The organism is Mitsuaria sp. PDC51, assembly GCF_900113225.1.
Classification (GTDB): Bacteria; Pseudomonadota; Gammaproteobacteria; order Burkholderiales; family Burkholderiaceae_C; genus Roseateles.
Genome location: NZ_FOZE01000002.1, coordinates 1,264,220 through 1,276,577 on the forward strand (window position 1 = coordinate 1,264,220; position 12,358 = coordinate 1,276,577).

Sequence of the window (12,358 nt, forward strand, 5' to 3'; positions counted from 1 at the left end):
CAGGAGAGAACGATGCGCGAGTGGACGAGCCTGGGCCCGCTGGGCACGGCAGCGGTGGCGGTGGCGGTGGTCGCAACGGTGGCGCTGGGCGGCTGCACGACGCTGCTCAAGGACCAGCGCCTGCAGCCCGGCGTCACGACCGGCGCCCAGGTGCAGCAGCTCTACGGCCCGCCGAGCCACGTCTGGCCCGAGGCCGAGGGCGGCCACACGCTGGAGTACGCCACCCAGCCCTTCGGCCGCACCTGCTACATGGTGCGGCTCGATGCGCAGGACCGCTTCGTGAGCGCGGTCGACGGCCTCTCGCCGGCGAGCCGCAACCGCATCGTGCCGGGCATGACGCCCGAGCAGGTGAACCGCATCCTCGGCCGCGAGCGCACCCGCGTGTTCTTCAAGCTCAGCGGCGAGGACGTCTGGGACTGGAACATCGAGCCCGAGATGAACGGCTACCTGCTGCGCTTCAACGTGCACTTCAAGAACGGCGTGGTGTTCCGCACCTCGCAGAGCGTGGTCTATCCGGACCGGCGGTTCTTCTGGGACGACTGAGGCGTCGGCGCTCGCGGTCTCCTCCCAAAGAGGGAACTCCACCCGTCGTCTGTGACGGATTCAATACAGCGCCCACACAGCCACAGGACTGACAAGCGCGGCGGCGCACCCGCTCACTACACTCCCCGCCCTGGAGGGAGAGAAGGATGTCGAACCAATCCGTCGGCTTGGCGCCTCGCGCGCTGGCCATGGTCATCGACGGCGCGCTGATGCTCGCCGCGAGCACGCTGCTGATGTGGGCCGTCTATGGCGACCCGGTGTCCAAGTGGACCGACCTGCGTCCCGGCACGCTCGCCATCAACTGGCTGTTGCCGCTGATCGTCTGCGTGGTGTTCTGGAGCTGGCAGGGCGCCACGCCCGGCAAGCTGGTCGCCGGCATCAAGGTCGTTGACGCCCGCAGCGGCAAGCATCCCTCACCGCAGCAGGCCGCCCTGCGCTGGGCCGGGTACCTCGTATCCGCGATCCCGCTGTTCGCCGGTTTCCTCTGGGCCCGCGTCGACGCCGAGGGCCGCACCTGGCACGACCGCCTCTCCCGCACCGCCGTCGAGCGCAGCCGCGAGGCGCCCGCCGACGGCGAAGGCCTGCTCATCGGCTACATCGCCAGCCACTGGCGCGGCGAGCAGAGCCTGGCCCAGAGCTTCTGGATCAACCACGTCCTGCTGACCTGGCCCGTCGCCGCCGGCGTGCAGGGCCTGGTCGCCTGGCTCGCGACCAAGAGCGAGGGCCTGCAGGGTGTCGCGATCGCGCTGCTGATCGCCTGGCCGCTGCTGATCGTCATCGAGGTCTGGAGCGCCGTCGGCACCTGGCGCTCGGTGCGCGGCTACGTCGACGCGGGCGGCTCCTACCTGATCTCCGGCCTGGCGCGACTGTCGCTGCTGGGCTCGTTCCTGCAGATCGCCTTCTCGCTCGCGCTGGGCGTGTTCTCCGAGTTCCCGGAGCTGTGGAAGCTCGCCCGCGGCATCGATCCGATCGGCAATGTGCGCCTGTCCGTCAGCGCCGACGGCCGCACCATGCAGTTCAATGGTCCGATCGGCGCCGGCGACGCGCATCGCCTGGGCACGCTGCTGGCGGCCTCGCCGGCGGTGCGGCTGCTCGAGGTCGCCTCGCCCGGCGGCCGCGTCACCGAGGCCGAACGCATGGTCGAGCTGATCCGCCAACGCGGCGTCGGCACCCGCGCGATCGGCAACTGCGAAAGCGCCTGCACGCTGGTCTTCCTGGCCGGCAACAAGCGCCAGCTCATGCCCGGCGCGCAGCTGGGCTTCCATCGCGCCAGCAGCGGCACCTTCAATCCGGCCTTCGATGAGATCGCCAATCAGGAACTCGCCCGCACCTACCGCCGCATGGAGCTGCCGGAGGACTTCATCGAGAAGACGCTCAGCACGCCGTCCAGACGCATGTGGTACCCCGCCGCCGAGGACCTGGTGCGCCATTCCCTGATCCTGCCGCCGCCGCGCACGCTGGACGTGGCGCTGCCGGAAGGCGACAAGCCCGGCCAGTACGCGCCGCTGGTCGACTACGTCAACGCGCTGCGGGCGAGCGACGCGTGGTTCCGGCTCGACCAGCGCTTCCCGGGCCTGATCGACGACGCCGCCGGCCGCATGCGCAATGCTCACATGGCGTTGGCGGGATCGGAACACGCCGTCGCCGGCGCGCAGATCGCGGCCCAGGCGGCGCTCGCACCGAACGTGCGGGAGATGCTGCTGAACGGCTCGCGCGACCTGCGCCGGCGTTATCTGCAAGTGCTGCGCGCGCAGCTGACCGCGGCGCAGGCGCTGGGGGCGGACACCTGCCAGTCCTGGCTGTCGGGCTCGCCGGTGCCGCGCCGCCTGCTACCGGAGGAAGCCATGGCCCTTGAGGCGCGTTGGCTGACCGAGTCCGCCGCCGAGACTGCGCCGCTGCGCGCGCGTGCCCCGCAGGCGACGGCGCTGGAACTCGAGGTCGTGGCCCGGACCGTCGGCACCGCTGCCGCGGGCGCCTTCTCCAAGCTGTGGACGGACGGCGATGCCGGGCCCGCGCCCATCAGCTGCGAGCGCGCCAGCCTGGTACTCAACCAGCTGCAGCGCAGCACGGCGGTCGCGCCGCGCGAACTGGCGGAACGCGTGGTCTTCCAGAACGTGCGCTGACCCAACCGGGCGAGGCGGTCGGGGCGAGCCTCGCCATCACCGAGCTCTCACCAACGAGAAGGCCCTCCAGCGGAGGGCCTTTTCATTTCGGGCAGGCGACGCGGCCGGCGCCTCGGGCGATGCGGATTCAGTCCTCGTCGCCGATTCCGGCGGCCGCCTTCGCCCGCATGCGCGCATGGACGTAGGCGCCTTGCGGGATGTGCAGCAGGTCGGCGATGCGCCACATCGTGTGGCGCTCGATGTCGCCGAGTCGGCCGTCGGCATAGGCCACGCCCCACATCAGCTCGAGCAGGCGCAGCTTCTGCGGCATCTCCCAGCGCTCGTCGATCGGCGAGGTGAAGGCGAACAGGTCGGAGGCCGTGCGCGCGGTGCGCTCGGCTTGCGCGGTCAGCGCATCGGCCTCGTCGTCGGAGATGGCGAACAGGGCGGTGAGGGCACGGTGGACCGCGGCGCGCTCGACGCCGGAGAAGTCGGCGTCCGCGCGCATGACTTCGACCAGCAGCACCGCCGCCGCGAGCGGCAGCGACGGCGTGCCGCCCCGCGAGCGGCCGAACGCGTCATCCGGCGCCAGCGTGTCGAAGAGGTCGATCAGCGACTTGAACATGGGCCCATGGTGGCATGGGCGTCGGCGCGGGGCTTACGCCGTGCTTAAGTCGCTGGCCCTCACCCCGGCCCTCTCCCGCAAGCGGGAGAGGGAGTTCATTCGTGCGCCGGCCTGCTTGTCGCGCCCTACCGCTTGCGGGAGAGGGAGTTCATCCGCGCGCCGGCCTGCTTGTCACCCTCTCCCGCTTGCTGCGGGAGAGGGAGGGTGAGGGCCAAGCGGCCGACGCCATGCGCGGTTGCGCGGTTGCGCTCAGCGCACCTTGCCTTCCTTCCAAGCCCCCAGCAGCTTCTCATAGGCGATCGTCTCGCCCTTGGGCTTCTCGTTGGCCAGCTTGGCCCACGGCGCGCCCTTGTCGGAGAGCCACTTCTTCGGGTCTTCCTTCTTGTTGAGCTTGGGCGCGCACTTGGCCATGCCGGCGCGCTCCAGCCGCGCCATCACCGCGTCCATCTCGTCCGCCAGCGTGTCCATCGCGGCCTGCGGCGTCTTCTCGCCGGTCACCGCCTGCGCCACGTTCTTCCACCACAGCTGCGCCAGCTTCGGATAGTCCGGCACGTTCGTGCCCGTCGGCGTCCACGCCACCCGCGCCGGCGAGCGGTAGAACTCGATCAGGCCGCCGTACTTGTTGGCGTTCTTGGTGAAGTAGTCGCTGCGGATGTCGCTGTCGCGAATGAAGGTCAGGCCCTGGATGCTCTTCTTCAGGCTCACCGTCTTGGCCGTCACGAACTGCGCATACAGCCAGGCCGCCGCCGTCCGGTTGGCGTCATGGCCGCTGAAGAAGGTCCAGCTGCCCACGTCCTGGTAACCGTTCTGCATGCCGGCCTTCCAGTACGGACCGTTCGGGCCGGGCGCCATGCGCCACTTCGGCGTGCCGTCGGCATTCACCACCGGCAGGCCCGGCTTGGTCATGTCCGCGGTGAAGGCCGTGTACCAGAAGATCTGCTGCGCGATCTGGCCCTGGGCCGGCACCGGGCCGGCCTCGCCGAAGGTCATGCCCGTCGCCTCCTTGGGCGCGTACTTCTTCATCCAGTCGACGTACTTCGTCAGCGCGTACACCGCCGCCGGCGAGTTGGTCGCGCCGCCGCGCGCCACCGACGCGCCCACCGGCGTGCACTTGTCGTCGGCCACGCGGATGCCCCATTCGTCCACCGGCATGCCGTTGGGAATGCCCTTGTCCGCCGAGCCCGCCATCGACAGCCACGCATCGGTGAAGCGCCAGCCCAGCGACGGGTCCTTCTTGCCGTAGTCCATGTGGCCGTAGATCGGCTTGCCGTCGATGGTCTTCACATCGTTGGTGAAGAACTCGGCGATGTCCTCGTAGGCGCTCCAGTTCAGCGGCACGCCCAGCTCGTAGCCGTACTTGGCCTTGAACTTGTCCTGCAGGTCCTTGCGCGCGAACAGGTCGGCGCGGAACCAGTACAGGTTGGCGAACTGCTGGTCGGGCAGCTGGTACAGCTTGCCGTCCGGTGCGGTCGTGAAGCTGGTGCCGATGAAGTCCTTCAGGTCCAGCCCTGGATTCGTCCACTCCTTGCCCGCACCGCCCATGTAGTCGGTGAGGTTCATGATCTTGCCGTAGCGGAAGTGCGTGCCGATCAGGTCGGAGTCCGAGATCCAGCCGTCATAGATGCTCTTGCCCGACTGCATCGAGGTCTGCAGCTTCTCGACGACGTCGCCTTCCTGGATCAGGTCGTGCTTGACCGTGATGCCGGTGATCTCGCTGAAGGCCTTGGCCAGCACCTTGGACTCGTACTCGTGCGTGGTGATGGTCTCGGACACCACCGAGATCTCCTTCACGCCCTTGGCCTGCAGCTTCTTGGCCGCCTCGATGAACCACTTCATCTCGGCGGTCTGCTTGTCCTTGGACAGCGTCGACGGCTGGAACTCGCTGTCGATCCACTTCTTCGCCTCGGCCTCGCCGGCCCAGGCGGCGTTCGCTCCCAACGCCAGCAATGCGGCCACGGCCAGCGCGGAATACTTGCTCTTGTTCACGCTTGTCTCCTGTGTCTGTCGAATCTCCCCCTCTTGAGGACGAATCGCGGCTCCGGGGGAAGAGGAAGCCGAATTCCTTGAAGCTTCAATGAAGTGTCAGCCCTTGCGCAGGATCAGGCCCAGCACCAGCATCGACAGGACGAAGCTGATCCACACGCTGGGCTCGGCCTCGAGCTTGAACCACTCGGCCATCTTCGCGCCCAGGCCGACGAAGGCCAGGTTGATGTACGCCGCCGTCAGCAGGCCGATGAACAGCCGGTCTCCGCGCGTCGTGCGCATCGGTAGCCAGCCCTTGCGCAGCGTCGTCGGCGACTTGATCTCCCACACCGTCATCCCGATCAGCATCAGCACCACGCAGCTGAAGAAGATCGCGACCGGCGTCGTCCACACCATCCAATCAAACATCGCGGACCTCCCTTACACCCGGCCCATCGCGAAACCCTTCGCGATGTAGTGGCGGACGAACCAGATGACGATGGCGCCCGGCACGATGGTCAGCGTGCCCGCGGCCGCGAGCGTCGACCAGTCCATGCCGGAAGCGCTCACCGTGCGCGTCATCGTCGCGACGATGGGCTTGGCGTCGACGCTGGTCAGCGTGCGCGCCAGCAGCAGTTCCACCCACGAGAACATGAAGCAGAAGAACGCCGCCACGCCCACGCCCGCCTTGATCAGCGGCAGGAACACCGTCAGGAAGAAGCGCGGGAAGCTGTAGCCGTCGATGTAGGCGGTCTCGTCGATCTCGCGCGGGATGCCGCTCATGAAGCCTTCCAGGATCCACACCGCCAGCGGCACGTTGAACAGCAGGTGCGCCAGCGCCACCGCCAGGTGAGTGTCCATCAGGCCCAGCGTCGTGTAGAGCTGGAAGAACGGCAGCAGGAACACCGCCGGCGGCGTCATCCGGTTGGTCAGCAGCCAGAAGAAGACATGCTTGTCGCCGAGGAAGGAGTAGCGGCTGAAGGCGTAGGCCGCCGGCAGCGCCACGCTGATCGAGATCACCGTGTTGATCGCCACGTAGATCAGGCTGTTGATGTAGCCGCTGTACCAGGACGGATCGGTGAAGATCGTCCGGTAGCTGGCCAGCGAGAAGTGCTGCGGCCACAGGCTGAAGCTGGAGAGGATCTCCTCGTTCGTCTTGAAGCTCATGTTGACCATCCAGTAGATGGGCAGCAGCGCGAAGAGCAGGTAGGCGATCAGGAAGATCGTGCGCTTGCGGAATCGGCGTTCATCCATGGGCCACCTCGCTCTTGTCTTGGGTGCCGAGCGCCTGCATCCAGTTGTAGAGGATGAAGCACAGCAGCAGGATGATCAGGAAGTAGATCAGCGAGAACGCCGCCGCCGGGCCGAGGTCGAACTGGCCGACCGCCTTCTGCGTCAGGTACTGGCTGAGGAAGGTCGTGGCGTTGCCGGGACCGCCGCCGGTGAGGACGAAGGGCTCGGTGTAGATCATGAAGCTGTCCATGAAGCGCAGCAGCACCGCGATCATCAGCACGCCCCGCATCTTGGGCAGCTGGATGTAGCGGAACACCGCGAACTTGCTGGCGCCGTCGATGCGCGCGGCCTGGTAGTAGGCGTCGGGGATGGAGCGCAGCCCGGCGAAGCACAGCAGCGCCACCAGCGGCGTCCAGTGCCAGACGTCCATGATCAGCACCGTGACCCAGGCGTCGGTGGCATCGCCGGTGTAGTTGTAGTCGACGCCCAGCGCCTGCAGCGACGCGCCCAGCAGCCCGATGTCGGCGCGGCCGTAGATCTGCCAGATCGTGCCGACGACGTTCCACGGGATCAGCAGCGACAGCGCGACGATCACCAGCACCGCCGAGGCCTTCCAGCCCTGCGCCGGCATCGACAGCGCCAGGCAGATGCCCAGCGGGATCTCGACCAGCAGCACCGCCAGCGAGAAGCCCAGCTGGCGCAGCAGCGCGCCGTGGAGTTCCTCGTCGCGCATGACCGCCGCGAACCACTCGGTGCCGACGAAGACGCGCCGCTCGGGCGAGATGATGTCCTGCACCGAGTAGTTCACCACCGTCATCAAGGGCAGGATGGCCGAGAAGGCCACGCACAGCAGCACGGGCAGGACCAGGAACCAGGCTTTCTGGTTGATGGGTTTCATGCGAGATCCTCCTGGCGCGCGCCGGCCGTCGCCGCGCTGGCGGCGATCAGCCGCTCGTCCGCGCCATAGAAGCAGGTGTGGGGATTGAGCACGCGCAGCGCGACCGTCGCGCCCGCGGGCGGTGGCGAGGCCTGCGCCGGCAGCCGCGCCTTCAGCGCGTGCGCGCCGGTGCGGGCCGTCAGCAGCCAGTAGGTGCCGATGTCCTGCACCTGCGCCACTACGCCGGTGATGCTGCCGGGCAGCGGCGGAACGCCGTCGCCGACCTCGTCGACCGCCACGTATTCCGGCCGGATGCCCAGCGAGAACGGCGTGCCGCGCGGCAACGCCGCGTCCAGCGCGACGCCACCGGTCGCCACCGGCTGGTCGGCGACGCGCAGCGCGCCGTGCTCGTCCAGCATCGCGGGCAGGAAGTTCATGCCCGGCGAGCCGATGAAGTGGCCGACGAAACGGTGGCTCGGCCGCTCGAAGAGCTCGCCCGCCGTGCCGACCTGCACCGCGCGCCCGCGCGTCATGACGACGACGCGATCGGCGAAGGTCAGCGCCTCGACCTGGTCGTGGGTCACGTAGACCAGCGTGAGCTTGAGCTCATGGTGGATCTGCTTGAGCTTGCGGCGCAGCTGCCACTTCAGATGCGGATCGATGACGGTCAGCGGCTCGTCGAAAAGCACCGCCGACACGTCTTCGCGCACCAGCCCGCGGCCCAGCGAGATCTTCTGCTTGGCGTCCGCCGACAGGCCCGACGCGCGCTGGTCCAGCTGGCCGTTGAGCTCCAGCATCTCGGCGATGCGGCCCACGCGCGCCTTGATGCGATCCGCCGGCACGCCGCGGTTGCGCAGCGGGAAGGCCAGGTTCTCGGCCACGGTCATCGTGTCGTAGATGACCGGGAACTGGAACACCTGCGCGATGTTGCGCTGCTGCGGCGTCAGCGTGGTCACGTCGCGGCCGTCGAATTTCACCGTGCCGTGCGAGGGCCGCAGCAGCCCGGAGACGATGTTCAGCATCGTCGTCTTGCCGCAGCCCGACGGGCCCAGCAGCGCATACGCGCCGCCGTCCTCGAAACTCATCTGCAGCGGCAGCAGCGCGTAATCGCTGTCCTCCTTCGGATCGGGCCGATAGGCATGGGCCAGGTCCAGGTCGATGCGGGCCATCAGCGGCCTCCCCGGCGCTCGGGCGCCCGTGTCAGCAGGCCAGCCGCGTCGAAGACGTGGACATGCGCCGCGTTGAGGTACAGCGTCAGCGGTGCGCCGAGCTCGAAGTCGTGCACGCCGGTCAGCTGGGCGACGAGCTCGCCGATCTCGGTGCGCGCATGGACGAAGGTGTCGGAGCCGGAGATCTCGGCGAGCTCGACCTCGCCCTTGATCGCGAGGTCGCCGGGCTGCGCGGTGACGCGCAGCGCATTGGCGCGCACGCCGACGGTGACGCCGCCCTGCCCCGGCAGCGCGAGCTCGACGCCCGGCCGCAGCTGCAGCCGGTCGCCCAGGCCCTGCGCGATCACCAGGTTCATCGGTGGATCGCTGAAGGCGCGCGCGACGCGCAGCGACGCCGGACGGTGGAAGACCTCGGCGGTCGGGCCGTACTGCAGCAGCTCGCCAGCGTCCATCACCGCGGTGTAGCCGCCGAGCTGGAGCGCCTCGGCCGGCTCGGTGGTCGCGTAGACCACGGTCGACTCGCCGGCGGCGAAGAGCTGGCCGAGCTCCTCGCGCAGTTCCTCGCGCAGCTTGTAGTCCAGGTTCACCAGCGGCTCGTCCAGCAGCATCAGCGGCGCCTGCTTGGCCAGCGCCCGTGCCAGCGCGACGCGCTGCTGCTGGCCGCCGGAGAGCTGCGCGGGCAGCTTGTCCAGATGCATCTCGATGTGCAGCTTGGTGGCGAGCTCGTCCACGCGGCGGCGGATCGCGTCGCGATCGAGCTGGCCGCGCGAAGGGCGCAAACGGAGCGGCGAGGCGATGTTGTCCCGCACCGTCATCGACGGGTAGTTGATGAACTGCTGGTAGACCATCGCCACGTCGCGCTTGCGCACCGGCCAGCCGGTGACGTCGGTGCCATCGACCATGACGGTGCCCTCGCTGGGCCGGTCCAGGCCCGCCATCAGCCGCATCAGCGTGGTCTTGCCGGCCTGCGTCGCGCCCAGCAGCACGGTGACCGCGTTCGGCACCAGCCGCAGGTCCATCGGATACAGGTGCTGCTGCGCGCCGACCTTGTGGCTCACGCCCTGCAGGCTCAGCTCCATGAGCTCGGCTCCATCGTTGTCTCTCTGTGCATGTCGTTGTCGTTTCGTCGCGCCTCGCGGCGTTTCCCGGCGCTGGCGGGCGCCGGTCGGCGCGCCGTTGCGCTTTATGGCGCGGGTGGCTCCCGTTGTCGCTCCCCGCGAACCCGCAGTCCCGACGGGCCACGGGGCGCGGGGTCAGGTCATGCGGCGGCGGCCGGCGGCTTGGCCCAGAGGTGCTCGCGCTCGGCGAACCACTGGACCACCGCCATCCGCTGCGCCTCGGTGTAATGCAGTCCCAGCTTGGAGCGCCGCCACAGCACGTCGTCCGCCGCGCGCGCCCATTCCTCGCGGACCAGGTATTCGAGTTCCGCCTGGTGCAGGCCCGGGGCAATCTCCGGGCCGAGGTCCTCCAGTCGCTCCGCGCCGCCGAGCACCCGGCCGACGCGCGCGCCATACGCCCGCGCCAGGCGCCGCGCCAGCGACGGCGGCAGCCACGGGTGGCGCTGGCCGATCGCGGCCAGCAGGCGCTGGAAATCGGTGTCGGGCCGCTGCGGCGCGCCGATCCAGTCGCGCAGGTCGCCGCCGGGCAGGTGCGCATGTTCGGTCCAGGCGCGGCGCCGGTCGCCCAGCAGCGCGCCGATCAGGTCGGCGGCATCCTCGGCCAGCTTGCGGAAGGTGGTGATCTTGCCGCCCCACACGCTCAGCAGCGGCGCGCCGCCGTCGGCGTGGGTCTCCAGCAGGTAGTCGCGCGTGACCGCCGACGGGTCGCCGGAGGCGTCGTCCAGCAGCGGCCGCACGCCGGCGTAGGTCCAGACCACGTCCGCGGCGCTGACCGGCTCGCGGAAGTAGCGGCTGGCCTGCTCGCAGAGGTAGGCGATCTCGCGCTCCTCGATGCGCGCCTTGCCGAAACCCGCCAGCGCATCGGGTGCGAGCTCCACGTCGGTCGTGCCGATCAGGGTGAAGTCGTCCTCGTAGGGGATGGCGAAGATGATGCGCTTGTCGGGGTTCTGGAAGATGTAGGCGTGGTCGTGGGTGAAGCGCTTGCGCACGATGATGTGGCTGCCCTTGACCAGGCGCAGGCTCTTGGTGGCGAGTGCCTCGCCGCGCGCCGGCGTGGCGACCTCGCGCAGGAAGCCCTCCGCCCACGGCCCGGCCGCGTTGACCAGCGCGCGGGCGCGCACGGTGCGTTCGCCGTCGGCGCAGCGCAGGGTCACGATCCAGTGGTCGGCGTGCCGCCGCGCCGCGGTGACCGTCGTGCGGGTATGCAGCACCGCGCCATGCTCGCGCGCGTCCAGCGCGTTCAGCAGCACCAGGCGGGCGTCGTCGACCCAGCCGTCGGAATAGACGAAGCCCTTCGTGTACGTGGCCTTGAGCGGCTCGCCGTAGGGCGAGCGGCGCAGGTCGACGCCGGTGGAACCGGGCAGCACCTCGCGGCGCGCCAGGTGGTCGTACAGGAACAGGCCGATGCGGATCATCCAGGCCGGCCGCATCGCGGCGTCGTGCGGCATCACGAAGCGCAGCGGCCACATGATGTGCGGCGCGCTGCGCAGCAGCACCTCGCGCTCCTGCAGCGCCTTGCGCACCAGCGAGAACTCGTAGTACTCGAGGTAGCGCAGGCCGCCGTGGATCAGCTTGGTCGACGACGAGGAGGTGTGGGCCGCGAAGTCCGAGGCTTCCGCCAGCACCACCTTCCAGCCCCGGCCGGCCAGGTCCCGCGCGATGCCCGCGCCATTGATGCCGCCGCCGACGACGAACACGTCGCAGACGTTCGACGCGCTCGGCGCGCCCGGCGCGGCGGGGGCTCCGGGTTCGGTCGTCGTGGGGCTGGCGGTCATCGGGGCGGGATTCAAGCGGGTCTCCTGGGGAACGAATCGACGCGACGGCGGTTCGAAGGCCCTTGCGAAGTTCGCAATTCTGTTCTTCTTTTTTCTTTTTAGCGCGAATATGCGCGTTTCAGGCAAGGGTTTACCCGATCATTTGTTCGTTTTGGTTCCTTTAGCCTGCGCGCCATGAATCCCAACCCGCGTCAGAACGACCTGCTGCAAGAGGTGCGCGCCAATGGATCGGTGAGCGTCGAGGCGCTGGCCGAGAAATTCGGCGTCACCCTGCAGACCGTGCGCCGCGACGTGCAGCGCCTGGCCGAGGCCGGCCTGGTGCAGCGCTTCCACGGCGGCGTGCGCGTGCCCTCGTCGACCACCGAGAACATCGCCTACCGCCAGCGCCAGGCAATGCAGGCCGATGGCAAGGCCCGCATCGCGCGCGCCATCGCGGCGCGCATCCCGGCCGGCTGTTCGCTGATCCTGAACCTGGGCACGACGACCGAGGCGGTGGCGCATGCGCTGCTGCGCCACAAGGGCCTGCGGGTCATCACGAACAACCTCAACGTGGCGATGATCCTGAGCGACAACCCGGACTGCGAGCTCGTCATGGTGGGCGGCTCGGTGCGTCATCGCGACCGCGGCATCGTCGGCGAGGCGGCGGTCGACTTCATCCGCCAGTTCAAGGTGGACATCGGGCTGATCGGCATCTCGGGCATCGAGTCCGACGGCAGCCTGCGCGACTTCGACTACCGCGAGGTGATGGTGGCGCGGACCATCGTCGAGCATTCGCGCGAGGTGTGGGTGGCGGCCGACGCGACGAAATTCAACCGCCCGGCGATGGCCGAGGTGGCGCGGCTGCCGCAGATCGACGCGCTCTTCACCGACGAGCCACCGCCCGAGCCCTTCCCGGCGCTGATGAGCGACGCCGGCGTGGAACTGGTGGTCGCGCCGTAGCATCGTGGCGGGCGT

11 protein-coding genes are annotated in these 12,358 nt (G+C 69.1%); 3 read left to right on the plus strand and 8 right to left on the minus strand.

Features of this window, described 5'->3' with window-relative positions:
- Positions 1 to 12 precede the first annotated feature (12 nt).
- A complete protein-coding gene (locus BM393_RS16950) occupies positions 13 to 543 on the plus strand; it encodes a hypothetical protein (RefSeq protein ID WP_091728855.1) in 531 nt (176 codons plus the stop codon).
- 146 nt (positions 544 to 689) lie between these two features.
- Positions 690 to 2,666, plus strand: coding sequence for an RDD family protein (locus BM393_RS16955; protein WP_091728859.1), 1,977 nt, complete (start codon positions 690 to 692; stop codon positions 2,664 to 2,666).
- Positions 2,667 to 2,793: 127 nt separating this feature from the next.
- Here the strand turns inward: BM393_RS16955 and BM393_RS16960 are convergent, their stop codons facing one another.
- From BM393_RS16960 to glpD, 8 genes are all read right to left on the minus strand, one after another.
- The gene (locus BM393_RS16960; protein ID WP_091728862.1) at positions 2,794 to 3,270 is read right to left on the minus strand and encodes a TerB family tellurite resistance protein; all 477 of its coding nucleotides are present in this window, start codon (positions 3,268 to 3,270) and stop codon (positions 2,794 to 2,796) included.
- A gap of 249 nt (positions 3,271 to 3,519) precedes the next feature.
- A complete protein-coding gene (locus BM393_RS16965; RefSeq protein ID WP_091728865.1) occupies positions 3,520 to 5,256 on the minus strand; it encodes an ABC transporter substrate-binding protein in 1,737 nt (578 codons plus the stop codon).
- Positions 5,257 to 5,352: 96 nt separating this feature from the next.
- Entirely contained in the window at positions 5,353 to 5,661 is a 309-nt protein-coding gene (locus BM393_RS16970) for a DUF2160 domain-containing protein (RefSeq protein WP_091728868.1), read from the minus strand.
- 12 nt (positions 5,662 to 5,673) lie between these two features.
- Positions 5,674 to 6,486, minus strand: a complete 813-nt coding sequence (locus tag BM393_RS16975; RefSeq protein WP_091728872.1) for a carbohydrate ABC transporter permease — start codon at positions 6,484 to 6,486, stop codon at positions 5,674 to 5,676.
- Positions 6,479 to 7,363, minus strand: coding sequence for a carbohydrate ABC transporter permease (locus tag BM393_RS16980; protein ID WP_091728875.1), 885 nt, complete (start codon positions 7,361 to 7,363; stop codon positions 6,479 to 6,481). Before BM393_RS16980 ends, BM393_RS16975 begins: the two co-directional genes overlap by 8 nt.
- Positions 7,360 to 8,511 carry an ABC transporter ATP-binding protein gene (locus BM393_RS16985; protein ID WP_091728879.1) on the minus strand — a complete coding sequence of 384 codons (1,152 nt, stop codon included), beginning with the start codon at positions 8,509 to 8,511 and terminating at the stop codon, positions 7,360 to 7,362. The genes BM393_RS16980 and BM393_RS16985 overlap by 4 nt, the downstream gene beginning before the upstream one ends.
- A complete protein-coding gene (locus BM393_RS16990) occupies positions 8,511 to 9,590 on the minus strand; it encodes an ABC transporter ATP-binding protein (RefSeq protein ID WP_091728883.1) in 1,080 nt (359 codons plus the stop codon). Before BM393_RS16990 ends, BM393_RS16985 begins: the two co-directional genes overlap by 1 nt.
- Before the next feature lie 179 nt (positions 9,591 to 9,769).
- A complete protein-coding gene (gene glpD, locus BM393_RS16995) occupies positions 9,770 to 11,404 on the minus strand; it encodes a glycerol-3-phosphate dehydrogenase (RefSeq protein ID WP_091728887.1) in 1,635 nt (544 codons plus the stop codon).
- Positions 11,405 to 11,578: 174 nt separating this feature from the next.
- Between glpD and BM393_RS17000 the strand changes: the two genes are divergently transcribed.
- Complete coding sequence (locus tag BM393_RS17000; RefSeq protein ID WP_091728890.1) at positions 11,579 to 12,343, plus strand: DeoR/GlpR family DNA-binding transcription regulator; 765 nt, start codon at positions 11,579 to 11,581, stop codon at positions 12,341 to 12,343.
- Positions 12,344 to 12,358 lie beyond the last annotated feature (15 nt).